Below are 25,934 nucleotides of genomic sequence, written 5' to 3'. Positions count from 1 at the left end.
AAAAAAATAAAAAAGCCGCGCGATCCTAAAAAACTTGTTTATATTTGCAAACCTATGAAAAAGATATTACTACTCATTCTAATTGCCAGTTTAGCCAGCTGTGCAACCAAAAAAGAAGTGCTTTATTTTCAGGATATCGATGAGGCTCAATTAGCCGCGGTAGATTCCTTATACCAGCACCCAGATATTCAAGTCAACGATATTTTAAAAATCGATGTTTCTGCGTTGGAAGAAGAAACCACCTTGCCCTTTAAGTTCGATAAAATGCAAACGCAGGCAACTACTCGACAGATTGATATTTTAAAACTGGAAGGCTATTTGGTTGGGAAAGACGGCAGCATTACGTATCCGCAACTCGGGAAAGTCCAGGTGTTGGGAAAGAACACCCAAGAAGTACAGGACTTGCTGCAGCAAAAATTAGAAGCTTATATCAAAGACCCGTCAGTACGGGTACGTTTGGTAAATAATAAATTTACGATCATGGGGGAGGTAAAAGCTCCCGGAACCTATACAACCACCGAAGAAGTGGTGTCTTTACCGCAAGCTTTGGGCATGGCGGGCGACCTCACCATTAACGGAAAACGGGAGACGGTCTTGATTATTCGGCAAACCGAAGGCAAACAAGAAACGCGTCGAATCGATTTAACGCAGTCCGATTGGCTGAATACCGAGTTTTATTACTTAAAGCCGAATGATATTGTCTATGTAGAACCGAACAACCCGAAAGTGCGTTCCGCAGGTTTTGTGGGGAGTTTAGGCTCCTTATTGTCATTGGCATCCATCATGCTGAGCGCAGCAGTCCTAATTTTTAGATAAAGAATATGGTAGAGCAACAGGAGAGTTATCAAGCCGGAGAAGAGCAAGGCGAAGATTTAAAACAGTTGATTTTTAAGTACCTGAAGTATTGGCCCTGGTTTGTAGGGACGGTCTTTTTGGCCTTGGTCATCGCTTTTTTATACTTGCGCTATGCTTCGAAAGTATATACCACCAATACTGAGATTAAGATCTTAAAGGAAAATGAGAGCGGTTTAGACTTAACCGGCTTACAAGGGGCGAGTCCGCTGTTTGATATGAGTAAGGTAAATCTGGAAAATGAAATTCAGATCCTCAACTCCCGCCGTATTTTAGGCACGGTGGTGAATGATTTATCACTGCAAACCCGCTATTATAAAGAAGGGAATATCAAAGATGCCGAACTTTGGAAGAAGGAGGTGCCTTTTAAAGTGCTTTGGCATCTGCCGGACTCTTTGGTGCATAAAGCAGAACCAAAGCTTTTTAAAATTAGTTTTGGAGCGGGCGATACTTTTCAAGTTACTAAAACGGAGAGCGAGGCGCAAGCACAGGCCCGTTTTAATGAACGGGTCTCGGTGGCCGGCTATGCTTTTGAGCTGAAGTTTAATGAAGACTTTAGCGGAAATCACCAAGCAGCACTGCAAGAAGCGACCTATTTGTTTAGCTTTACCGAAACCAATAAGGTAATCGACGGGCTTTCCAAAAGTATTCAAATATCACCCGTGGGGGAAAAGAGTGAAATATTAAACCTGTCTTTGCAAGGGCAGACGCCGGCCAAAAGTGAGGCCATTCTCAATCGCTTAACCTACCAGTTTAATCAGGATGGGATTCACGATAAGCGCTTAATTTCCGAACGCACGGGAGAGTTTATCGACGAACGTTTGGAGTTTCTTTTTCAAGAACTGGATACGGTAGAAAGCGGGATTGTAGATTACAAGGAAGAAAATAATTTGGTAGACATTCAGGCGAATGCCACCCAATTATTTACCAAAGAAGGAGAAGCCGAAGCACGTCGCTTTGAATTGGAAACGCAAAAGGCCGTGGCAGAAGATTTTAAAGAGGTCTTGACAAAAGGGGATGAATTTACCTTGTTGCCGGCTAATTTGGGGATTGAAAATGAGAGTGTAAATAACTTGACGGAATCGTATAACGAGACGGTCTTGCAACGGGATCAATTCTTAATTTCGTCCACGCAGCAAAATCCGCTGGTGGTTAATTTGGAAGAAAAATTAGAGCGGATTAAGGTCAATATTTTAAACAGTGTAGATGCCTACATCAACAGCCTGGAGATTTCCCTAAAAAATATGCAGGAGCGGGAGAATACCTCTTCGGGTCAGTTGAGTACCTTGCCGAAAAAGGAAAAAGAAATTCGCACCATTATCCGCCAGCGCGATATCAAGGAAAAGCTTTACTTGTTTTTATTACAAAAGCGAGAAGAAGCTGCCTTGCAGTATGCCACGACGGCACCTACGGTAAAAATGGTAGATTATGCCTATACCCAACCGGAACCGGTAGCCCCCAAAAAGGCGATTATTATGTTGGCCGCCTTAATTTTAGGCCTCTTACTTCCGTTTGGGGTGTTGTACCTAAAGTTTTTATTGGATACCAAGCTCATCAATAAAGATCATGTAAAGCGCTTGGTGAAAAATATACCGGTGGTCGCAGAGATTCCAATGATAGAGCGGCAGCATGCCAGTGTGTTAAAAGCTTCCGATCGCTCGGTTGTCGCCGAAGCTTTCCGTATTTTACGAACTAACTTATCCTATTTTAAGTCGCCGGACCATAAAAGCGATGAAGGACAAGTCATTTATGTGACTTCTTCGACCAAGGGGGAAGGAAAAACCTTTACTTCCTTAAACCTTGCCAATACCTTGGCCGCGACCAATAAGAAGGTCTTGTTGTTAGGCTGTGATTTGCGAAATCCGCAGTTGCATACCTATATCAATAAAGGAAAAAATACACCCGGCGTCAGTTCTTTTTTATATGATGCGAAGATTCAAGTTGATGATATGCTGTTAAAAGAGGTGATGGGGGTAAAATGCTTGGATATGATTTTATCCGGAAATATCCCGCCTAATCCGGCAGAATTGTTATTAAACGGTCGCTTTGAAGAATTAATTGCGGCGGTAAAAGCACAATATGATTATGTAATTGTGGATACCGCACCCACTATTTTGGTCACCGATACCTTGTTGATCTCCCAACTTGCGGATATGACGGTGTATGTAACCCGTGCCAATTATACCGATGTCAAATTGATGGAGCACGTAAAAGAAATGCATGAGCATCAAAAATTAAAAAATATTGCCTTGGTGGTGAATGGGGTGGAAGAAAAAGGCGGCTATGGGTATAATTACGGCTATGGCTACGGCTATTCGGAAGCGCAACCGACAAGCCGATGGAAATTCTGGAAATCTTAAAGAAAGTTTTTTATCAGTACAAAAAAAGCTCCGTTGTAAACGGAGCTTTTTTTGTTTGCTAAGCGATGGTGTTTTTTGACTTGCTGTTGAGTTTGTACTCATGTAAGTGTTTTAAAGTCAATTGTTTATATGTCATAACGAAAGCGTAACGTGCATTTAATCGAATTTATTGTGCATTTTAACGATATTTTAATAACTTTAACCAAAATAAGTTAACATAAGTTTAAAGTATCGGTATGGGGGAATTTTATAGATGCTTTTTTTACAGGAGGCAGCAAACTGAACGAAGAACACTATCATTTGCTTACTACAGTGTTTTAGTGGGCTTGGTTTTTTGGTATGGGTTGGGTGTGCAGGTTTATGCGCAAAGCATTACCAATTTGTCATTAAACGCAGCTTATGCTTGTGCGACATCCAATTTTAATTCGTATCAAGCGAGTTATCAGGTGCAAGGTGTTTTTGCTAACGATAATAGCTTTGTACTGGAGCTGTCTGATGCGCAGGGTGGACTTGCAACAAAAAGTCGGACACTTTTTTCTGAGACCTATGCTACATTTTTAAATTGATAAAATTCTAATTCTACTTCGTAAGGGGTTTTATATCCCAAAAAGGAGTGTAACCGTTTCCTGTTGTACCATATTTCTATGTACTCAAAGATAGCGGTTTTAGCCTGCTCTATAGTTTTAAAATCCTCATCATAAACAAGTTCTATTTTCAAGGTTTTAAAGAAGGATTCAGCTACAGAGTTATCCCAACAATTACCTTTCCTGCTCATGGATTGTGTTACCAGAAGGTTAGATTTTATAAATGTTCTAAATGCCTTTGAGGCGTATTGTATTCCTCGATCCGAGTGAAATATTAAACCCCTGTTTATCTTACGTTTACTTACAGCCATTTTCCATGCAGGAATAATGGTTTGCTTGGTGTGCAGGCTTGTACTTAATGACCAACCGATTACTTGCCTGTCAAATAAATCAATAATAGTTGTCAAATACAACCAGCCCTGATTGGTGTGGATGTAAGTGATATCGCTAACCCAAACTTTATTTAACCTGTCTGGGGTAAAGTTTCTGTTGAGTAAATTTCTAAAAACAGGGTATTTGTGATTGGAATCTGTGGTAGCCTTAAACTTCCTTTTATGTTTGCTTATCCAATTGTTCGCTTTCATAATTTTAGCCAATCTGCGTCTGGATATACAGTAACCTTTGCGCTTTAGTTGTTCCGCTATTCTTGTGGAGCCATAACGCTGTTTGCTCAGTTCAAATTCCTTTTTTATTAAATCTGTAAACAGGCTATATTCCAAGGCCCGTTTTGATGGGCCACCGGTGTACCACCTGTAAAAACTGCTCCTACTTACTTTAAAAACTTTGCACATCCTCTCGATGGGGTATAAATGTTTGTAGCTGGCTATAAACCCATAGACTTCCCATCGCTCTTGGAGAAGATGTGCACGGCCTTTTTTAATATCTCAAGTTCAAGCTCCTTTTCTTTAAGGGCTTTGCGTAACCTTTTAAGCTCTAGGATATCATCGGGTATTGGTTTTTCAGGCTTAGGCAATCTAGCTATTTTGGCTGCTTTGCGCCATTTGTATATCCTTTGGACTTCTATGCCCAGTTCGTCTGCCAATTACTTTATGTTCGAACGCTGGTAGCTTAACCGAACTGCTTGTTCCTTTAATTCCGGACTGTAATATCGTTTTTTCATGTTTCTAAGATATTTGTTTTCTAACAAACGGTCTTAAATTTTATGTCCGAGTAAAGGTAGCAAGTCCAAATAGTAGAAGATTCGCCTATTGTGACACTCATGCATAAAAAACTGTTGCAGCGTTGTCGCATTGATCAACATCCTGTTATTTGTTATCAAGGGAGGCAGGCTTTAGAACATATCAGGGCTGTTTATCATGAGCAAGAAACATTTCTAGTTTTATTAGATCTTCATATGCCCGTCATGGATGGATGGCAGTTTATAGAAGCGTGTAAAGATGAAAATTTGGATAAAGTTTCCATTGTTATCGTGACTTCTTATGGCTTAAAGGCTTATGAAGAACGGGCAAAAAAGTACAATCATGTGGTTGGCTTATTTCACAAGCCCCTATCTATAGATGACTTAGAGAAGGTTAAGTCAATATATAAGGAGGCTTAAGAATAGATTAGAACCCCTGTCTGAAATTTTAATTTTGTTTTATGATCTATAAAAAAGAATACTTTCTCTAGAAAAGATTCTCAGTATAAAATTCAAACTTCCTATCTTTGCGCTCAATATGGCAGCACAAGAAATCAAAGAACGCAACCCGGAAGTAGTATGTATCGGCTTAGGCTATATCGGTTTACCGACTTCTGCATTAATCGCTCAAAATAAAACAACAGTTTTAGGAGTCGATGTTAATGAAACTGTAGTGAATACCATAAATCAAGGTAATATTCATATTGTTGAACCTGCTTTAGATGAAGTGGTGGCTACGGCAGTGAACGAAGGTTATTTAAAAGCGGCGCTTCAACCGGTAGTCGCAAATACTTATGTCGTGGTGGTTCCTACACCTTTTAAAGGAAATCATGAGCCGGATATTTCGTATGTAGAATCGGCTACAAAAGCCATTATTCCGCTTTTAAAAGCCGATGATTTATATATTATTGAATCTACTTCTCCCGTGGGAACCACAGAAAAGATGATGGCGCTTATTTATCAAGAACGTCCGGAGCTTCAAGGAAAAATTCATGCGGCGTATTGTCCGGAACGGGTGTTGCCCGGAAATGTGATGTACGAATTGGTGCATAATGATCGTGTGATAGGAGGAGTTGATGAAAAAAGTACCCAAAAAGCGATCTCCTTTTATCGACAATTTGTAAAAGGTGCCTTGCATGATACCAATGCACGTACCGCAGAAATGTGTAAATTGACTGAAAATTCTTCGCGTGATGTTCAAATCGCGTTTGCGAATGAATTATCCTTGATTTGCGATAAGGCCGATATTGATGTATGGGAGTTAATTCGTTTAGCGAACAAGCATCCGCGGGTAAACATCTTACAGCCCGGAAGTGGAGTTGGAGGGCATTGCATTGCGGTTGACCCTTATTTTATTACCTCGGAGTTTCCGATGGAATCACGATTGATTGGAAAAGCACGAGAAATCAATAATTATAAATCCTTTTGGTGTGCCGAACAAATTAAAAAGGCCAAGCATGACTTTAAATTAAGCTATGGAAAAAGTCCACGAATCGCTTTAATGGGCTTGGCATTTAAACCTAATATAGATGATTTACGGGAATCTCCCGCAAAATATATTGTACAGAAAGTCTTGCAAGATGCAAAAGAAGAGGTGTATTATATAGTAGAGCCAAATATTGAAGAGCATCAAGTCTTTAAATTAACCCATTATAAAGATGCTGCGGAACAAGCAGATATTATAGCTTTTTTGGTGGCACACGATGAATTTAAATCCCTAAGTCTGCAACCGCATCAAAAATTGCTTGATTTTTGTGGGATTGATCAACATAAAAAAAACTAGTATATGGAACACGATAAAAGACCTTGGGGTCAATACTGGGTATTAGAAGATGAAAAATCGTATAAGGTAAAACGGGTAGAGGTCAATCCTCAACAACGTTTATCGTATCAGTATCATAATAAGCGTTCCGAAATATGGACGATTGTCGAGGGAGTAGGGCGCGTAACCATTAATGGGGAAGTGACCGATTATCATGTTGGAGAGGTGGTGAAGATTCCACAAGGAGCAAAACACCGTATTCAAAACCCGAAAGAGTCCGGGTTATGTACGTTTATAGAAGTGCAATTAGGTACTTATTTTGGGGAAGATGATATTGTTCGACTTCAAGATGATTACAGTCGTGATTAATGATGCAGTATGAATTATAATCTCTTATTTTTTTGAAAACAAAGCACCTTATTATATTTGGAACACGTCCGGAAGCCATAAAAATGGCGCCCTTGGTGAAAAAGTTTACAGAAACAGTAAATTTTGAAACGAAGGTTTGCGTAACGGCACAACATCGAGAAATGTTAGATCAGGTATTGCAATTCTTTGAGATTTCCCCGGATTTTGACTTGGATTTGATGAAACCTAATCAAAATTTACATCGATTAACAGCTGAAATAATTGTGCAGTTAAAAGAGGTTTTGGAAGAGTTTAAGCCGGATTATGTGTATGTTCATGGGGATACAACCACTAGCATGGCGGCAAGTTTAGCAGCTTTTTATACCGGTGCAAAAGTCTGCCATATAGAAGCGGGTTTACGTACTTTTGATAAGCGTTCCCCATTTCCGGAAGAAATGAACCGACAGTTGACCGGGCGAATAGCAGATCTTCATTTTGCACCCACAACAACCGCAAAAGCTAATTTATTGCTAGAACATATTCCCGAGGAAACAATTATTGTAACGGGAAATACGGTTATCGATGCGTTATTAGGCAGTGTAAAAAAAATAAATGAGCAACCCAGTGCATGGGCGGCGAATTTTGAATCGGAATTAGATGATCGTCAATTGGTTTTAGTTACGGGGCATCGACGCGAAAATCATGGCGAAGGTTTTGAACGTATTTGTAAAGCCTTGAAAACTATCGCTCAAACAAAACCGGAACTTATGATTGTCTATCCGGTACACTTAAACCCTAAGGTGCAAGAGCCGGTGAACCGTATATTGGGTGAAGTTCCAAATATACAACTTATTGAGCCTTTAGCTTATCAAGATTTTATTTGGTTAATGAATCGTTCTGCCTTAATTATTACGGATAGTGGAGGGGTTCAAGAAGAAGCGCCTAGTTTAGGAAAGCCGGTCTTGGTAATGCGGGATACGACGGAACGGCCGGAGGCGGTAGAAGCCGGAACTGTTCTACTCGTCGGTACCGATAGTAAGGCCATCGTGCGAGAAAGTTTGAATTTGTTAACCAACCCGAAAGCTTTTGAGAAGATGAGTAAACGTCATAATCCTTATGGTGACGGGCAAGCTTGTGAGCGGATCGTAAATGCCATCCAGCAGCATGTTCTTCAGTCATAGTAAGCAAGTAACCACTTTACATTAAGTCTTGTTTTCTGTTGATTTAAATATAAGCTATAAAAAAACCGCTTGAATTCTCAAGCGGTTTTTTTTTATTTCAAAATAATTTAATCTAGATTAAATTATTTTAATTTAAACGTTACTCTTCTTACTAACTGTCGAGCACCGTTAGATGACTTATCTACAGAATTGTCTTCTCCGCTTCCGGTGTAGCTCAATCTACTTTCGTCAACGCCCGCAGCAATTAAGATATCGTGTACCTTTTTAGCACGACGCTCCGATAAGTTCTTATTGTAAGTAGGATCACCGATTTCATCAGCATAACCGATTAGTTCTGCTTCAGCACTTTCGTTCTCCATCATATACTTCACAAGGTAGTTTACCGATTGTAATGAATATGCTTCCGGTTCAGTACTGTTAAACTTAAAGTAAACATTCACATAACCTTCATCGATTAATTTTCTGATTGTTCCTGAATCAGCTCCTTTAACCGTGTTGTTAGAACCTGATTTTGCATAGCGCTTATCTAGTGAGTCTTCAATCTCATCCGGTACACCGTTTCCGTTTTTGTCCACTGCAACACCTTTACTGTCAACCGCTACACCATTCATCGTATTTGGCTCACGATCTAAGTAATTAGGTACTCCATCTTTATCCGTATCTTGCATATCGTTTTCCATTTCATCTAAACGATTTTGCAAAGTTTCAACTTCTTCTTCAAGCTTACTCTCTTGGTTGTACCAGTCAGCGTGTTTTTCAGCACTACCTAAATAAACCGTAAGTCCCAGCGATGCATTCACCATAAAACCATCTACACCAGGAATATTATTTCGCATAGTACCATCATAGGTATACGACTGTCTAATGTTTCCGATTGCAGAGATATCTCCGGTAAGTACAAAATGATCGCTTAATTTAACTTGTGGCGTAATACCGGCCATAAGGTTAAGCATTTCATCATTTCCTTGCTCAAATGGCTCTTCAGCTTTTAGTATTGAATAACCAAGTCCCCCGTGAAATAACACGTTGATGGTATTAGTCCACTCTCTAAAGTTCATGATGTCTCCTGCATTTACAACCCCTTGTAAAGAAGTTCTAATGATACGGCTCTTGAACTCAAGTGACTCATCATCACTTTCAATACTTTGATAACCTCCGTCCAGTTTTAAACCAAAGCGGTTGGTAATCATATAACGTACTCCAAGTCCACCCTGTCCAAAGCTTGGTGAATTAGTGTAGTATCCAGGAGCAAAAGCTCTTGTAGGTTTATGTACCCCTGCTTCCAATTCTATCGACCAGCGGTTAAAATCATTCTGGTTATCCATCCCTTGATCGTCCATCGTATCTTGGGCAGAAACAGCAGAAACACCCAATAAGGTGCAGGCTGCTAAGAGTGTAATTTTCTTCAAATTCATAATGTCTAAGATTTTCTAATAAAGATTGATTGATTTTCTTAATAATCTATTGGACAAATATAACGGTTTTTAAAAGCGGAGCAAGCCATGTGCTTTACTATTTATAATTTATTTATGATATTTTTAATATGAATTAACATCAAATAGGACACAAATCACTGATAAGGGCGAAAACGCGGGCTTTACTGTTATATTTTTGTTATAAAAAATCTTAATGAATTGATTGTGTTTCTGTTAAGTGCATTCTAAGTTTATCGCAAAGAATTGTGGTGAAATCATTTTTTTAAAAACGAGAAATTTTAAACATCTGCATTTCTTGCTTTAGTTCATTTTGTTATTTTTGGAAAAATTAAAAACAATTCGATTATATGAGATTCCTTAGCAAAAGTATAAGCGTCTTTTTAGCGCTTTTTCCAATGGTTTTGGCAGCGCAAACGCCAAAGGTTCAAGAAAACAACCAGTCCTTATTTGATGATTCCATGTATCGTCGCGGTAATACATACCGGACCGCCGATGGTAGGCCCGGACCAGACTATTGGCAAAACGCTGCTGACTATACGATTGAAGTTAAGCTGAACGAGGAAACCCATGTTGTTAACGGAAGCATTCATATTACATATACTAATAATAGTCCGCAAGCTTTAAATTATTTATGGCTTTACTTGGAACAAAATCGGTTTGCGGAAAATTCCAGAGGAAGTTTAACTACTCCAATCAAAGGAAATCGCTACAATGGTGATGTTGAAGGCGGCTATACCATAGCTGAATTAACAGTAGAAGGAGAAAAGGTACAGTACACAATAACCGATACCCGTATGCAAGTTATGTTAGCCGAAAGTTTGGAGAGTGGGGAAGCTGTAGAAGTAGCCATGAATTTCAGTTATAAAGTTCCTGTGGAAGGCATGGATAGAATGGGACGCTTAAATGTTAAAGACGGGACTATTTATGCTATGGCACAATGGTTTCCAAGGATGGCCGTTTACGATGATGTAGTCGGATGGAATATAGAGCCTTATTTAGGCGCCGGAGAGTTTTACCTGGATTATGGTGACTATGATTATAAAGTAACTGTTCCTTACGATCATATTGTAGTGGGGTCCGGAGTGCTGCAAAATCCGGAAGAAGTCTTAACTAACAAGCAGCAAGCTCGTTTAAAAAAAGCTAAACAAAGCGATGAGACCGTTTATATAGTACGACCTAACGAAATAGGGAAAAGAAGTAATCGACCGGTACAAGAAGGGAATTTAACATGGCACTTTAAAATGGAAAATTCGCGTGATGTGGCTTTTGGTTCATCCAAGGCTTTTATTTGGGATGCGGCACAAATAGACCTTCCGAATGGGGAAAAGGCAATTGCACAATCGGCTTATCCAAAAGAAAGTGATGGGGAAGAAGCTTGGACACGTTCAACTGAATATACCAAAGCTTCAATAGAATTTTATGCGAGTCGTTATTTTCCTTACCCGTATAAGAGTGCAGTGAATGTAGCTGCCGATATCGGTGGAATGGAATACCCGGGTTTAAGCTTTTGCAGCTGGAAAAGTAAAGGGAGTTCGCTTTGGGGGGTTACTGACCATGAATTCGGTCATAATTGGTTTCCGATGATTGTAGGAAGTAACGAACGTCGTTACGCTTGGATGGACGAAGGCTTTAATACGTTTATTAATCATTACAGTACCTTGGCTTTTAATGAAGGAGAATACCCTAGTCGGTTAGATAAGACGCGCCGTTTAACTGATTATTTGCAAAAAGAAAGTCGTGAAGGAATAGATAATTATCCCGATGTGACCAATCTAAGAAATTTAGGCTATACTGCTTATTATAAACCGGCTACCGGTCTTATTTTGTTGCGTGAATACATTATCGGCGAGGAACGTTTTGATCGTGCATTTGCTTCTTATATTGATACTTGGGCGTTTAAACACCCGCAACCAACCGATTTTTTTAATCATATGGAAAATGTTGCCGGCGAAAACTTAGCGTGGTTTTGGAAAGGATGGTTTTATGGGAATGGAAATATCGATATTGCCGTAGAAGAGGTAGTAACTCACGAAGAGGGTTATGTGATTAGCGTGGCAAACAATGCTGAAATCCCTGTGCCGGTTAATCTGACAATTACTTATGCGGACGGGAGTACCGAAAACCAGCGATTACCTGTGGAAATATGGCAACGAGGGGATACTTGGGATTATCTTTTAAAAACGGATAAAGAAGTGGAAAAAGTGCAGTTTGATGCACAACAACAAGTTCCCGATATACAGGCTGATAATGACACTTGGGAGCAAAAATAATCGTTCATTGATAAGATAAAGTTTAAAAAGTCTCTTATTTACAAGAGACTTTTTTATTTATAGATTCAATTTCTTAAGAGTTGTTAAAAAACTGATTATCAAGTTAATTTGACGTTAAATACCGTTAAATCTAAAACCACAGTTCGGTAGCCTGCGTAATTTTCTACAAGATTATAAACCAATAAAAATTTACCTATGAAAAAATTTACCTATCTCATTGCGACAAGTTTAGCAATGTTGTTTTTTATGCCCGTCACAGCACAAACGGTGACGAGTGGCTTAGATGATGGTTCTGACGGAACCTTGAGACAAGAAATTACGGACACCCCATCTGGTGGAACGATTACATTTGGAGCTTTAGTTACTACAGTAACCTTAAACAGTGAACTCATAATTGATAAATCAATTACAATAGACGGAGGGACACTTGTTAATATTGTTATCGATGCCGACAGTAACGGAAGAGCTTTTAACATCACATCGGGTACGGTTACGATGAATAATGTTGATATAATCAATGGAGTAGCCGATGATGGCGGTGCTATAAAGTTAGCAAACAGTACCCTTACCATCAGTGATAGTAATTTAATGGATAATACGGCTAATGGAGCTTCAGGATCGGGTGGTGCTATTTATGTAGACGCCGGTGGAACTTTGCTGGTAAATGATTCGGAGATTTCTAACAATGTAGCGAATCGAGCAGGAGGCGGAATTGAAGACAATTCAGGTGCCGGATTAAATATTACACTAAATAATGTGAACTTAGACAACAATAACGCTGGAGTTGCTCCGGCTACTGCCGCTCCGGGGAACGGAGGTGGTTTGCATATTACCGGAGCCGGAGATGCTGAAATTACGGGTGGAACCGTAAATAATAATGTAGCTGCTGCAGAAGGCGGTGGTTTATGGAACGGAAGCGGAAGCATGACGGTTGATGGAACTACGATTGACGGAAACACTGCAAGTGGTGCAATGGCAGCTCAAGGTGGTGGAGGAATTTTTAATGAAATGGGGACATTGAATATTGAAAATTCTGCTGTAATTTCTAATAATATTGCTGATGGAACTTCAGGTTCCGGTGGAGGAATCCTAAATAATCAAGGGAGTTTAACCGTAACTGATACTGAAATTAGCGGAAATACAGCTGTTCGTGCCGGCGGCGGAATCGAAGAAAACTCAGTAAGCGGTAGTATGCTTACGATGACGAATGTTGATTTAATGGATAATGATGCGGCAGCAAACCCCGGAAACGGAGGGGGACTCCATATCAGCGGTCCCGGAGACAGTATGATAACCGGAGGAACGGTAAGTGGAAATACTGCCAGCGCTGAAGGCGGTGGACTTTGGAATGGAAGCGGAAGCATGACGGTAGATGGGACCACCATTGATGCGAACACGGCAAGTGGTGCAATGGCCGATCAAGGCGGTGGCGGAATTTTTAACGAAATGGGAACATTAAGTATTGAAAACTCTGCTGTAATTTCGAATAATATAGTAGACGGAACTTCAGGTTCCGGAGGAGGAATCCTTAATAACCAAGGAAGTCTAACAATAAATGATTCTGAAATCAGCGGAAACACAGCTGTGCGCGCCGGTGGAGGAATTGAAGAAAATTCGGTAAGTGGCAGTATGCTTACGATGACGAATGTTGACTTATTAGATAATGACGTATCTGCAAATCCAGGAAACGGTGGTGGTCTTCATATCAGCGGTCCCGGAGACAGTATGATAACCGGAGGAACTGTAAGTGGAAATACTGCCAGTTTAGAAGGCGGTGGTCTTTGGAACGGAAGCGGGAGCATGACCGTTGACGGAACCACAATTGACGCGAATACGGCAAGTGGTGCAATGGCCAATGAAGGCGGCGGCGGTATTTTTAACGCAGAAGGAATGTTGACCGTTCAAAATTCTGCTGTAATTTCTAATAATACAGCAGATGGAGCAGCCGGTTCCGGTGGTGGAATCCTTAATGATATGGGAAGCCTTAGTGTTAGTGATGTGGAATTTAATAGTAATACTGCGGTTCGTGCCGGAGGTGCTATAGAGGAAAATGCAGTTGATGGCAGTATGCTTACGATTAGCAATGTGGATTTCTTAGGAAATTCAGCCAGTGCTGCGCCGGGTAACGGTGGTGCGCTGCATATTACCGGAAATGGTGATGCGATGATTACCGGAGGTATGGCTATGAATAATACGGCTGCTGCAGAAGGCGGAGCGCTTTGGAATAGTGTTGGCGAAATGACCGTAGACGGAATGCAATTAGAAAGTAATACGGCAAGTGGAGCTGCTGCCGATAATGGTGGAGGTGCTATTTTTAATAATGGCGGAACTCTGAATGTTATCAATGGAACAATGATTTCAAGTAACTTGGCCACAGGAGCTTCCGGATCCGGAGGTGGATTATTATCTACCGATGGTATGGTAACGATAACCGATACTGATTTTGATTTAAATTCAGCGAACAGAGCCGGTGGTGCTATTGAAGTAATCGACGGAACGTTAATGATTACTACCTCGACCATGACCGATAATGATGTAAACGGAACTGCAGGAACTGCGGCACCCGGTAATGGTGGAGCTATTCACGTAACCGGGATGAATACAACCGTGACGATTAACGAAGCTACTTTTACGGGTAATGAAGCAGCTGCCGAAGGGGGAGCACTTTGGAACCAATCCGGTTCTATGATGAATGTGATAATGACCACTGTAGACGATAATTTAGCAGCCGGAAATGGCGGAGGTGGACTTTATAATAATGGCGGAGACCTTTATATAGAAACGTCAACCGTTTCAAATAATCAAGCTTCTACCATGACCGGAGGTGGGTTGTTAAACGATTCCGGGACAACTACAGTGCTAAGAAGTACCTTCGCCGGAAATACGTCAACTACCGATGGTGGTGCCATTTTTAACAATGATCAAATGACCTTAAACGCTGTCACTATTGCAAATAATACGGCTACTGTTAACGGGGGTGGTATTTCAAGTATGACTGATTTCCAGATGACCAATACTTTGGTAGCGGAAAATACAGCCGTATCTGGTCAGGATATTTTTGGAACTGTAAGTTCAGGCGATTATAACTTGGTTGGTAATGATGATGCGAGTGTATTTACAGCGTCTGCCAATGATATTGTAGGTGTGACCCCGATGTTAGGGACTTTACAAGATAACGGAGGAGAAACCTTTACCATAGAACTAATGGATGGAAGTGACGGAATCGATTCCGGAAATCCGAATGATACTTTTAACGATCAACGTAATTTTACCCTAGATGGAACACGAGATATCGGAGCTTTTGAGCGTGGAGGAGTATTAGGGGTAAATGATGAAACTTCTATCACTAGCGTGAAAGTCTATCCCAACCCTTCACAAGGTAGATTTACAATAGACACCGGAATGAATTCGGCAGAAGATGTTGAATTGAAAGTAGTTTCTTTAAACGGACAAGTAGTGTTTGAAGAACAAATGAATCAGACTAAAAAAGAAATCAGCTTAAGCGGATTAGCAAACGGCATGTATATTTTAAGTTTGACTTCAAGTCAATCAACAACTACACATAAATTAATTATTGAATAATATTTCTGTAGTAATTTTATATTAAAAAAAGGCTGTCTAAAAAGTATTTAGATGGCCTTTTTTTATTGATAGATGTTTTTTAAGAAGAAGCGCTTATTTTTTTTTGTGAATCTTCATTCTGATAAAAAAAGGCAAAGAGTCCCCCTTTTTATGCAATACTAAATTTTCTTAAGTTGTGCTCCATAGCTATTAATCCTATTTCAGTAGTTACTTTATCCATTCCCCGTAACATAAACCGCTTAAAACCTATGTTTTGCTTGATGTTTCCAAAGACGGCTTCTACATCCCAGCATCTTCTTTTGCGATGCGCTATTCCCTCTTCACTTAGTAGTAGAGTCCTGGCCTTTTCCTTGAGACGAATCAGATTGTGATTACGCTCGATAGCCCTGTTCCCTTTGGCTTTTCGCAAAGGGTATCCCTTGCAGTTGGCGGTCTGATACCGATGGATTTGCTGCTTAAAGCCAGTAGTGGTTTCACTCTCATAACTTCTTAATTTCTTCATGGCCTGATCCATCGGGTAATAATACGTACCGGTTTCCTTGTTATAAAAAAGATTGTCTGGATGAAATGGGTTTTCTTGGTGCTTTTTATCGCGTTGCTCCTTATGGAAGTAGTTGTATTTCACATAAGTAGTAATTTCTTTTTCTTCCAAATCGGTATAATTTTCTTCACTGCCATAGCCGGCATCTGCGGTAAGGCTTTGAGGAGCTTGTTCGTAGGAGTCTATATGATCTTGCAAGTGGTCTTTTAAGCTAGTGGTATCTGCGGTGGTTTGGGCTAAGGTGTAATTGGTGATGAACTGGTTATTAGTGGAGGCCTGCAGGTTATCCCCGGGTTTTAACTGCCCATTTTGCATGTAATCATCTTTCATCCGCATAAATATAGCATCGGGGTCTGTCTTACTATAGCTGTTGCGTTTGCCCAGTATAGCCTCCTGCTTTTGGTATTTCTTCAGGTTCCCGGGCCAGTTCTTCCTGGCATAGTTGAGCTTTTGTTTTACTTTTTTATCGCTCTCCTTATCTTTTAATGCGTCATTAATGGTATTAATGGTTTTGGCTACTTCATCTAGATCGATAGCCTTAAAATCAGGTTCATTGGGAAGCAGTTGTTCTTGGTCATAAGCCTCTTCCATATAAGACCATAGTTCTCGCAGCTGTTTCTTTAATACGCTCTTTACTGTTCTTGATGGATTTGCCCCATACAAAAGTAAAACGATTGGCATTGGCCTCTACCTTAGTGCCATCCACAAAAAGTTCCTTTAGGGATAATACGCCCTGGTCGACCAGTAAAAGAACCACCTGATTGAAGATATTTTTAAACTTCCCTTTTAAGGGTTTGCCTCTGAAGGCATAGATGGTCACCTTGAGCAGCATCCGAGGATGGTAACTGGAAGTACCATCGCCTTTGTAACTTCGCTCCAGGTCAGCGATGTCGATTTGATCAATAATCGTATTGACGATTCTAACAGGATGATTTACAGGCACCAAATCATCATAACTTGGAGGTAAAAGACTTAACTACGACTTTAGCTTTCATTACAAGAAAATACTAAAAAACTCAAAATAGTCCAATAGCAAGAGGCTGCCTTTTCAGACAATCTCTTTTTTTTGTACTTAGATGATTCTTATCAATTTCAGAATTCAAGAGAAATAATTAAAGGCACTACCTCACAAAGTATGGAAAGTTAAAATAACAAGGGCTGGACTTTTTTAAGTTTTTAATAGATAATAAGGAACTGATTTAAAATAAAGCCCAGTTTCTGATTTGTATTGATCACTTTTTAGTAGCTAAATTACTGCTTCATCTGTAGGAAAGATAATTTATTTTTAGTGTACTTTCTGTTTTTTCCATTGAGTTTTTCGATAAGATTCGTGGTATAAATGGTTTTTCTTAATTCCGGAGGGAATTCAAATAATACTTTCAGATCTTCCCAGTTTTCCTTTTAGTTTTTTAAGGCAAAAGAATGCTCACCTTCCCATAGCTCTTCAAAATCATCCAGGGCAGCTTTGACAGCTTACCAAGGAGTGTTGTAGGTATGTTTCAGATCTGTCTTAAAAGTCTCTTTTACCTTCCACTAGATATCTGCAAACATAACGTATTTGATGTATTACACAGATTAGGTTTTATATTTCTGGAACATGTTTCTGATGGTATACGTAAAATCGTTCAGGTTATTCTCGGTCTCTCTGGATTTATATCGGTAAGAACACTTATACAAAAGGTTACAGATTCATTTTTATCCTGCCAAAGTTCCGACACTTCTTTCTTTCCGTCCTTACGAAGCCCGACTGTTTGTTGATCACCTTGGAATTCTTCCGTTCTTTGAATATGATCTAGTCCATCCACAGAATAAGATACACCCGTTCTAATGGACGGTTCTGTCAGGCCGTGATATTTTCTAGTAACCTTTTCGGTAATCCTAAAAATGGTATAAATGAGAACTTCAAAATTATAAACTTCTCTGATCCGTTCTTCGATATCACTATTGCTCATTTCTTTAGCTTAGAGCGATATAATGACTTTCTCTACACCCTTCCTGTTTAGGAACAATCATTGGGTTAAAGGAAGCGTTTCGGTCCATGGGAACCTAGATGTGGGATTCTTCAAAGAAGGTGCGGACTTTTTTTGACCAAAACCATTACGGGTGTTGAGATTGTCGGACTTTTGGCTCTTGTTGTAGCCTAGATGATCATCCAATACCGCTTCTAGCATTTTCTCAATGCAACGTTTCTGCAGTTGCTTTAAAAATCCATTGAGCTTATCACCACTTTTGAATTATTTCAAGAATTCATCACCAAATAAATCTTCTTTTCCATAATGTATAAAATTTGAAATTAGTCAATAAGATAATAGTGGTCGCGATCCCTATTATTTTCTATTTTACATGGTTTATGAGACAGCCATGAACTATAAATTACACTACATTAAAAAACATATTTTAAATAGCTTAATGGTTCAGCTTTACATATATAATAGAGTTAAATATACATATACCCAAACTGATTTTTAAAAATACTGATAAGTCTATAAATTCCTCTTCCACAAATTGGAAATTGTTTTAAGATTTTTGGAAAATAAATTACATCAGAACACTAAACTTATATTCATAAAATGTTCTGAAATACGCGAGCTTACCTTTTGCGGGTGTTTAGTTCTTTTTAATGTAATCAGATACCTATAAATCGTTATTGGTTGAAAAGTTGCTGGTTTAATAAGGTGATTCTTTATTATTTTACTTCTATAATAGACATTTAGATAGTATTTTTTAAAGTTTCAATTTTATAACATAACCCGTTAAGAAATTAATTCTTAAAATAAGAGTTAATAAATCTATTAGTATTTGTTTATTAGCTAATGCTTCTTTGTGAAAGTAAAAATAAAAGGTTTTTTGAATAGCTCCGAGTAGGATAGTAAGCCTCTAAAAAGTGCCCAGGATGGGAGTCGAACCCATACGCCCTAACGGACACATGGCCCTCAACCATGCCTGTCTACCAGTTCCAGCACCTGGGCTAGGTTCTATGTGGAAATAATGTGAAAGAAAAGTGATCTGGCTGGGGCTCGAACCCAGGACCCTCTCCTTAAAAGGGAGATGCTCTACCAACTGAGCTACCAGATCTTTTTGTAGAATATTAATGAACAATAAAAAGTGATCTGGCTGGGGCTCGAACCCAGGACCCTCTCCTTAAAAGGGAGATGCTCTACCAACTGAGCTACCAGATCTCTTCAACATTCGTTTTGCGAATGCGGGTGCAAATATAACATCTATTATTAATTTATCAAGTCTAAAATGCTATAAATTTGTAAAAGATTAAAAAAAGTTGAAATTTCTAAAATAGAAGATTGATGAAAATAGTTTTATGCGGTTATATGGGAAGTGGAAAATCTAATGTGGGGGAGTTGTTAGCCAATAAGTTAAGATATGATTTTATAGATCTAGATAAAAAAATTGAAGCTGTTGAAGGAAAATCTATTCCGAAAATTTTTTCTGAAAAAAGTGAAATTTATTTTAGAAAAAAGGAAAATGAGGTGTTAAAATCAGTTTTAGAGTCCAAAAACAAAGTTGTGATAAGTCTAGGAGGCGGTACTCCATGTTATGCAGATAACTTAGAACAATTAAAAAATGACGAAGAAGTGTATTTAATTTACTTAAAAGTAGATTTACACACGTTGACAAATCGGTTGAGTAAAGAACAAGAAAATAGACCTTTGCTGAAAAATATTAACAGCATAGATGATTTAGAAGATTATATAAGGAAGCATCTATTTGAACGTCAATTTTATTATATGCAAAGTGATCTTATTGTAGATAGTTCTTTATTAAGTGTTGAGGAAATTGCCCAGCAAATAGAAAAAAAACTATTGTAAAATTACTTGGTTTGGATTTTTAAAACTTACTTCTACCATTTCACTTAAAGAGGTAGATAGAGAAATTCCCTTAAAGTCGGCTTTAACCGGATATTTTTTGTGACTTCTATCCACTAAAACAGCTGTTTGAAATTTTTTCAAAGGGACGTCCAAAAAATGCTTAACTCCATAAATAAGTGTTGTACCTGAATTTAATACATCATCTACCAATACAATAGATTTATCTTGATAGACTGTTGGTGAAATAGAGGTTGTTATAGGCGATAGTGGATTTTTTTTATCCACTAATACTTCACATAAAATTATTTTTATGGGAGAAATTGTCTCTAATGATGTTTTCAATTTTTCGGCAAGGATGAAACCATTTTTTGCAATTCCGGCAATTATAATTTCCTTTTCATCAATATTATTCTCGTAAATTTGATAAGCAATTCTTCTTATTTTTTGTTGAATTTGATGATCGTTTAAAATCAATGTAGCTTCAGGTTTCTTCATTTCTTTTCTTTGTAAAGTTTTTATTTCTCGTCCTCAGGTCCATTTTCAAACCAATCATCTAAATCTCGACGGTCTTTTTTGGTTGGTCTTCCGGTACCTTTTTTTCGGTAATAATCTTTAGAATATTTTAATAAATCTAATTTTTCTAAGTTTTCTTTTGGGGTAATATCTGTTAAATAAAGATTTACCAATTTGGCGCCGACACGAGACTCGGGTAAATCTAACACTTCAATCACATAATTAATCTGGTTTTTCCTAACTTTAATCACATCAGTAGGATAAACCTCTCGCGAAGGTTTTACTACTTCATCTGCAATTCTAACCTGTCCTTTCTTGCAAGCTTTTGTAGCTATGCTCCTTGTTTTGAAATAGCGCACACACCACAAAAATTTATCAACTCTCATAAGCTAGTTATTTAATATAGATTCGCTTCAACAAAAATATAAGAAAATTGTATCTTGCACCCTCAAAAATATGCAATAATGAAATTAACAAAATTAATCTTTTTATTTAGTGTCTTTATTTTCTTTTCTTGTTCAGATGATGATGACAATGGAGTTAGTCTTAGAGATGAAGCAGAAGTCTATCAAGAAAATCAAGCCGAAATTTTAGATTACTTGCAAACACATTATTATGTGGTTGTTCCTAATGTGGGAAATGCAAATTATGATCGTATAGAATTTAGAGATATTACCGAGGATTCTCCGGATGACGTAGTGCCGCTTATAGATTCAGAGTTTTTAAAATCTAAAACTATTACTCAAAATGAGATAGAGTATACTTTATATTACTTACAAGTAGATGAAGGTGCACCAACAGAATATCAACCAACTTTTGCAGATGAAGTAGTATTAACTTATCGAGGAGAATTATTAGATCAAACTTTATTTGATCAAGCGATTAATCCAGTGAAATTTGATTTTCCTTCCGATGGAATAATAAAAGGTTTTGTACAAAGTTTAATGGAGTTTAGAGGAGCTTCAAGCGTTACTGAAAATGAGGATGGTACCTTAACTTACTCAGAAGACTATGGTTTGGGAGCTGTTTTTATTCCTTCTGGCTTGGCTTATTTTGCAGAACCACCAAGTCTTACTCAAATAGCTCCTTATGAGCCGATAATTTTTTCTTTTCAATTATATAAGGGTATTTTAGCAGACCATGATGGAGATGGAATTCCTTCGTATTACGAAGATTTAAACGGGGATCAGGTTTTTAATTCAGAAGATAATTCTAATAGAGACGATTTATTAGATTTTCGCGATCCTGATGACGATGGCGATGGAACTCCAACTTCTGAAGAGATTGAAGTGAATGATGCTAATGGCGATGGAATTATTACTATTGATGAAATCACATTTCTAGACTATAATAATGATGGGACGCCAGATTATTTAGATCCAGACGTTAATTAGTTACGTAAGTCAATTGAATTGATAATAGTAAAGTAGATTATTATTTATTGAAAAATAAAATAAAAAGTCTAACGTTTCTATCACTGTAAATCGTTTATGTTTGCGTCTATGCAAAAAACCTGGGTTTTTCTTTCTTGCTTTTTTGTTGCTTTTACTTTACAAGCACAAATAGGAGGAAAATATACATATCAGTTTTTAAACTTGGTGGCTTCACCTAGGCAAGCTGCATTGGGTGGAAAAAATTTTACCATTTACGATTACGATCCGACTTCTGCTATTTTTAACCCGGCAAATATCAATGCCGAAATGGATAACCAACTTTCTGTAAACTACGTCAACTATTTAGGCGATGTAAATTATGGAACAGCTTCTTACGCCTATTTGTATGATAGAAGGACACAGGTTTTTCATGCTGGTGTAAATTATATAAACTACGGGACTTTTAACGGGTACAATGAATTTGGGGAAGCAACCGGAGAGTTCGGAGGAGGAGAAGTAGCACTTTCTTTAGGTTACGCTTATAATATTCCTTTTTCTGACTTTTATATTGGGGCTAACGTAAAACTAATCTCATCAAAATTAGAGCAATATACTTCGCTTGGTGGTGCTTTAGATTTGGGAGTTACCTATTATTACGAAGATTGGGACTTGGTTATTGCTGGAGTTTTACGAAATGCCGGAACGCAATTTACAGCCTACGATGAAGTTTATGAAAAATTACCTTTGGAAGTTGGTTTAGGAATTTCTCAAAAAGTAAAAGATATTCCTGTACGATGGCATATTACGTTAGAAAATTTACAGCAATGGAATATTGCTTTTAGAAATACTGCCCGCGATGAAACTGATTTAGATGGAAATGTGCAAGCAAACGATCCCGGTTTTTTTAATAATGCTTTGCGTCATACCATTTTAGGCGTAGAACTTTTTCCGGAAGGCGGCTTTAATATTCGTTTAGGTTACAGTTTTAGAAGAGGAGAGGAATTAAGAATTGAAGATCAGCGTTCTTTTGCCGGTTTAAGTGGTGGTTTTTCTATAAAATTCAATAAACTGCGATTAAGTTACAGTTATGCACGTTACAATAGCGCTGCGAGTTCTAGCTTTTTTGGATTAAATATAGATCTACAATAATTTTAGACTTATATTTTATTCACTATAAATTTTTCTTTCCAAAGAAATTGGCTACTTCTTTAAAATAGCAGTATTTTCGCTTTCTAAAACTGCATAGCTTGAAGAAAATAATCATCGCCATCGACGGATTTTCATCTACCGGAAAAAGTACGGTAGCCAAACAATTAGCTAAAAAATTAGGCTACGTTTATGTAGATACAGGAGCTATGTACCGGGCGGTTACCCTATATGCAATGCAGCAAAATTTGATTTCAGAAAAGTATTTTTATACAGAAGAACTTATAAATTCTTTAGCTGAAATTCAATTAGAATTTCATTTTAATGCTGAAAAGGGTTTTGCTGAAATTTATTTAAACGGAACTAATGTTGAAAATGATATTAGAACTTTAAATGTCTCTCAATTTGTAAGTGCGATTGCTGCTGTTCCTGAGGTTAGAAAAATGCAAGTAAAACAGCAACACGAACTCGGAAAGAAAAAGGGAATCGTGATGGATGGTCGCGATATAGGAACGGTTGTTTTTCCGCAAGCAGAATTAAAAATTTTTATGACCGCTTCTGCCGAAACACGTGCCAAACGTCGGTTTGACGAGTTACTTGCAAAAGGCGAAAAAGTTACTTTTGAGGAAGTAATTCAGAATATAGAAGAGCGCGATAACATTGATAGCTCTCGAGAAGATTCTCCGCTCAAAAAAGCTGAAGATGCTATTGTAATAGACAATTCTAACTTAAATCCAGAAGAGCAATTTCAAAAAATACTTCAATTAGCAGAAGAAAAAATTCAGGCTTAAAAGTTATTAGAATAGAATTCTTTTAAAGATTTGAATATCAAAAAATAAGTTGTATTTTTGCACTCCTTTTTCACAGCAATTCGGAAAGTGAAAGGGAAAAACTTATTTTTTATAAACGCTTCTATATTTAGCTGTTTAATTTTCCGAAGAAATATAGAATACAAATTTTTATATCAGCAATGGCTGAAGACACAAAAAACACTGAAATTCAGGAAGTAGAAGGAATGAAAACCGATTCTCAACCGGCACCTTCTAAACAACAAGAAAATCCTGAAAAATTTTTAAAAGAATTTAACTGGCATAATTACCAAGAAGGAATTGACCCGATTGATGATGAAAAGCTAGAAGAATTTGAGCAATTAGTTGCAGAAAATTTTGTAGACACATTAGATGACGAAGTTGTAGAGGGAACTGTAATTAACATTACAGATCGTGATGCAATTATAGATATCAATGCAAAAAGTGAAGGCGTTGTTTCGTTAAACGAATTTCGCTACAACCCAGATCTTAAAGAAGGTGATAAAGTTGAAGTATTAATTGATGTACGCGAAGACGCAACAGGTCAATTAGTATTATCTCACCGTAAAGCACGTGTTATCAAAGCTTGGGAACGCGTAAACAGAGCTCATGAAGAAGGAACTATTGTAAACGGTTTTGTAAAATGCCGTACAAAAGGTGGTATGATTGTAGATGTTTTTGGAATTGAAGCGTTCTTACCAGGTTCTCAAATTGATGTGAAGCCAATTAGAGATTACGATGCTTACGTAGGAAAAACAATGGAATTTAAAGTGGTGAAAATCAACCACGAATTCAAAAACGTTGTGGTTTCTCATAAAGCACTTATTGAAGCTGATATTGAAGAGCAGAAAAAAGAAATTATCGGTCAATTAGAAAAAGGTCAAGTATTAGAAGGTACTGTGAAGAATATTACTTCTTACGGTGTGTTTGTTGATCTTGGTGGAGTTGACGGATTAATTCACATTACAGATCTTTCTTGGTCAAGAATTAACCATCCAAACGAGATTGTAGAGCTTGATCAGAAATTGAATGTTGTAATCTTAGACTTCGATGAGGCTAAGACAAGAATTCAATTAGGTCTTAAGCAGTTAAGCAAGCATCCTTGGGAAGCTTTAGATCAAGACATAAAAGTTGGAGATAAAGTAAAAGGAAAAGTTGTTGTAATTGCAGATTACGGTGCATTTATTGAAGTAGCAGAAGGCGTTGAAGGGTTAATTCACGTTTCTGAAATGTCTTGGAGTACGCACTTACGTTCAGCTCAAGATTTTGTAAATGTTGGAGATGAAGTGGAAGCACAAATCTTAACATTAGACAGAGAAGAGCGTAAAATGTCACTTGGTATTAAGCAATTAACACCAGATCCTTGGACAGATATTACTTCTAAATATCCAGTTGGTTCTCGTCACAAAGGTGTGGTGCGTAACTTTACTAACTTTGGTGTATTCGTAGAATTAGAAGAGGGAATTGATGGATTAATTTATATTTCTGACCTTTCTTGGACGAAGAAAATTAAGCATCCATCAGAATTCTGTAATGTTGGAGATGAGCTAGAAGTTGTAGTACTTGAACTTGATGTTGAAGGACGTAAACTAAGCTTAGGTCACAAACAAACAGAAGCTAATCCTTGGGATAAGTATGAAGAAGAGTTTGCAGTAGGAACTAAGCACACTGCAAAAATTGACGAGATGGTAGATAAAGGAGCAACGATTGAATTTAATGAAGATATCACTGCTTTTGTACCAACACGTCACTTAGAAAAAGAAGATGGTTCTAAGTTAGGAAAAGGAGATGAGGCTGAATTTGTAATCATTGAATTCAATAAAGAATTTAAACGAGTGGTTGCTTCTCATATGTCTATTCACAAAGAAGAAGAGGCTAAAATTGTAAAGCAAGCGGCTAAGAAATCTAAACAAGAAGACAAGCCAACACTTGGAGATGCAAATGCAGACTTACAAGCTTTAAAAGATAGAATGGAAGGGAAATAATTTTCTAACTATTTTTTATACTATAGTAAAACCCTTTCGAGTAAGTAATCGAAAGGGTTTTTTTCTTGAAGTTTTTTTAATGATTTTATTGAAATGAGATATCTAAATATTTATAACAGCAATTTAAAAAAGCAATAGATGCTTTATCTTATGAGTACTACTTAACCCATTTGAGAAATCTAGGGTCGTTTCTTGTTAAACTATTTTGGTTATCAAATTTTTATGAACTT

The 25,934-nt window shown here is 37.8% G+C and carries 18 protein-coding genes, 3 tRNA genes and 3 pseudogenes; 14 read left to right on the top strand and 10 right to left on the bottom strand.

Annotation, left to right across the window (positions count from 1 at the left end; genetic code table 11):
- The first annotated feature begins 54 nt into the window (after nt 1–54).
- The 3 genes from D9R05_RS06875 (at nt 55) to D9R05_RS06865 (ending at nt 3,778) form a co-directional block, all read left to right on the top strand.
- On the top strand, nt 55–816 hold the full coding sequence (locus tag D9R05_RS06875; RefSeq protein ID WP_121666470.1) for a polysaccharide biosynthesis/export family protein: 762 nt from the start codon (nt 55–57) through the stop codon (nt 814–816).
- A 5-nt stretch (nt 817–821) separates the two neighbouring features.
- Nucleotides 822–3,212 carry a GumC family protein gene (locus D9R05_RS06870; RefSeq protein ID WP_121666469.1) on the top strand — a complete coding sequence of 797 codons (2,391 nt, stop codon included), beginning with the start codon at nt 822–824 and terminating at the stop codon, nt 3,210–3,212.
- 236 nt (nt 3,213–3,448) lie between these two features.
- Nucleotides 3,449–3,778, top strand: a complete 330-nt coding sequence (locus tag D9R05_RS06865) for a hypothetical protein (RefSeq protein WP_121666468.1) — start codon at nt 3,449–3,451, stop codon at nt 3,776–3,778.
- Here D9R05_RS06865 and D9R05_RS06860 read toward each other — a convergent pair.
- Nucleotides 3,757–4,916, bottom strand: a pseudogene (locus tag D9R05_RS06860) (IS3 family transposase). The gene D9R05_RS06865 and the pseudogene D9R05_RS06860 overlap by 22 nt on opposite strands.
- A gap of 69 nt (nt 4,917–4,985) precedes the next feature.
- On the opposite strand from D9R05_RS06860, the gene D9R05_RS06855 reads away from it, so the two are divergent.
- From D9R05_RS06855 to wecB, 4 genes are all read left to right on the top strand, one after another.
- The gene (locus D9R05_RS06855; protein WP_262696566.1) at nt 4,986–5,354 is read left to right on the top strand and encodes a response regulator; all 369 of its coding nucleotides are present in this window, start codon (nt 4,986–4,988) and stop codon (nt 5,352–5,354) included.
- A gap of 118 nt (nt 5,355–5,472) precedes the next feature.
- Nucleotides 5,473–6,717 carry a UDP-N-acetyl-D-mannosamine dehydrogenase gene (gene wecC / locus D9R05_RS06850; RefSeq protein WP_121666466.1) on the top strand — a complete coding sequence of 415 codons (1,245 nt, stop codon included), beginning with the start codon at nt 5,473–5,475 and terminating at the stop codon, nt 6,715–6,717.
- A gap of 3 nt (nt 6,718–6,720) precedes the next feature.
- Nucleotides 6,721–7,065 carry a phosphomannose isomerase type II C-terminal cupin domain gene (locus D9R05_RS06845; RefSeq protein WP_121666465.1) on the top strand — a complete coding sequence of 115 codons (345 nt, stop codon included), beginning with the start codon at nt 6,721–6,723 and terminating at the stop codon, nt 7,063–7,065.
- Between the two features lie 83 nt (nt 7,066–7,148).
- A complete protein-coding gene (wecB, locus tag D9R05_RS06840; RefSeq protein ID WP_240462989.1) occupies nt 7,149–8,225 on the top strand; it encodes a non-hydrolyzing UDP-N-acetylglucosamine 2-epimerase in 1,077 nt (358 codons plus the stop codon).
- A 122-nt stretch (nt 8,226–8,347) separates the two neighbouring features.
- Here the strand turns inward: wecB and D9R05_RS06835 are convergent, their stop codons facing one another.
- Nucleotides 8,348–9,640 (bottom strand): OmpA family protein, encoded by a 1,293-nt coding sequence (locus tag D9R05_RS06835; protein WP_121666463.1) that lies wholly within the window; start codon nt 9,638–9,640, stop codon nt 8,348–8,350.
- 368 nt (nt 9,641–10,008) lie between these two features.
- Between D9R05_RS06835 and D9R05_RS06830 the strand changes: the two genes are divergently transcribed.
- Both D9R05_RS06830 and D9R05_RS06825 read left to right on the top strand, forming a co-directional pair.
- Entirely contained in the window at nt 10,009–11,931 is a 1,923-nt protein-coding gene (locus D9R05_RS06830; RefSeq protein ID WP_121666462.1) for a M1 family metallopeptidase, read from the top strand.
- A 195-nt stretch (nt 11,932–12,126) separates the two neighbouring features.
- Entirely contained in the window at nt 12,127–15,513 is a 3,387-nt protein-coding gene (locus D9R05_RS06825) for a T9SS type A sorting domain-containing protein (RefSeq protein WP_121666461.1), read from the top strand.
- Nucleotides 15,514–15,661: 148 nt separating this feature from the next.
- Here D9R05_RS06825 and D9R05_RS15790 read toward each other — a convergent pair.
- The 6 genes and pseudogenes from D9R05_RS15790 to D9R05_RS06800 form a co-directional block, all read right to left on the bottom strand.
- A pseudogene (locus D9R05_RS15790) lies at nt 15,662–16,456 on the bottom strand (transposase); the annotation flags it as partial.
- 172 nt (nt 16,457–16,628) lie between these two features.
- Nucleotides 16,629–17,000, bottom strand: coding sequence for a transposase (locus D9R05_RS15785; protein WP_449405553.1), 372 nt, complete (start codon nt 16,998–17,000; stop codon nt 16,629–16,631).
- A 303-nt stretch (nt 17,001–17,303) separates the two neighbouring features.
- Nucleotides 17,304–18,336 (bottom strand): annotated as a pseudogene (locus D9R05_RS15780) (IS256 family transposase); the annotation flags it as partial.
- Between the two features lie 603 nt (nt 18,337–18,939).
- Nucleotides 18,940–19,023: transfer RNA gene (locus tag D9R05_RS06810), tRNA-Leu, on the bottom strand.
- A 33-nt stretch (nt 19,024–19,056) separates the two neighbouring features.
- Nucleotides 19,057–19,129 (bottom strand) — tRNA-Lys (locus D9R05_RS06805).
- Nucleotides 19,130–19,160: 31 nt separating this feature from the next.
- Nucleotides 19,161–19,233, bottom strand: a tRNA-Lys gene (locus D9R05_RS06800).
- 123 nt (nt 19,234–19,356) lie between these two features.
- Between D9R05_RS06800 and D9R05_RS06795 the strand changes: the two genes are divergently transcribed.
- Nucleotides 19,357–19,878, top strand: a complete 522-nt coding sequence (locus D9R05_RS06795; protein ID WP_121666460.1) for a shikimate kinase — start codon at nt 19,357–19,359, stop codon at nt 19,876–19,878.
- Here the strand turns inward: D9R05_RS06795 and D9R05_RS06790 are convergent.
- Together D9R05_RS06790 and D9R05_RS06785 are read right to left on the bottom strand one after the other, a co-directional pair.
- Nucleotides 19,870–20,373, bottom strand: coding sequence for a phosphoribosyltransferase family protein (locus tag D9R05_RS06790; RefSeq protein ID WP_121666459.1), 504 nt, complete (start codon nt 20,371–20,373; stop codon nt 19,870–19,872). The two genes, D9R05_RS06795 and D9R05_RS06790, sit on opposite strands and share 9 nt — an antisense overlap.
- A 20-nt stretch (nt 20,374–20,393) precedes the next feature.
- Nucleotides 20,394–20,777, bottom strand: coding sequence for an RNA-binding S4 domain-containing protein (locus D9R05_RS06785; RefSeq protein ID WP_121666458.1), 384 nt, complete (start codon nt 20,775–20,777; stop codon nt 20,394–20,396).
- Nucleotides 20,778–20,855: 78 nt separating this feature from the next.
- On the opposite strand from D9R05_RS06785, the gene D9R05_RS06780 reads away from it, so the two are divergent.
- From D9R05_RS06780 to rpsA, 4 genes are all read left to right on the top strand, one after another.
- On the top strand, nt 20,856–21,785 hold the full coding sequence (locus D9R05_RS06780) for an FKBP-type peptidyl-prolyl cis-trans isomerase (protein WP_121666457.1): 930 nt from the start codon (nt 20,856–20,858) through the stop codon (nt 21,783–21,785).
- Nucleotides 21,786–21,893: 108 nt separating this feature from the next.
- Nucleotides 21,894–22,913 (top strand): type IX secretion system protein PorQ, encoded by a 1,020-nt coding sequence (porQ, locus tag D9R05_RS06775; protein ID WP_121666516.1) that lies wholly within the window; start codon nt 21,894–21,896, stop codon nt 22,911–22,913.
- Between the two features lie 98 nt (nt 22,914–23,011).
- Nucleotides 23,012–23,701, top strand: coding sequence for a (d)CMP kinase (gene cmk / locus D9R05_RS06770; protein WP_121666456.1), 690 nt, complete (start codon nt 23,012–23,014; stop codon nt 23,699–23,701).
- Between the two features lie 179 nt (nt 23,702–23,880).
- A complete protein-coding gene (rpsA, locus tag D9R05_RS06765) occupies nt 23,881–25,704 on the top strand; it encodes a 30S ribosomal protein S1 (RefSeq protein ID WP_121666455.1) in 1,824 nt (607 codons plus the stop codon).
- Nucleotides 25,705–25,934 lie beyond the last annotated feature (230 nt).

The sequence above is a fragment of the Mesonia aquimarina genome, from assembly GCF_003667275.1.
Lineage (GTDB): Bacteria > Bacteroidota > Bacteroidia > Flavobacteriales > Flavobacteriaceae > Mesonia > Mesonia aquimarina.
Note: the sequence above shows the minus strand (reverse complement) of the source record. Positions and strands in the feature narration are given on the sequence as shown.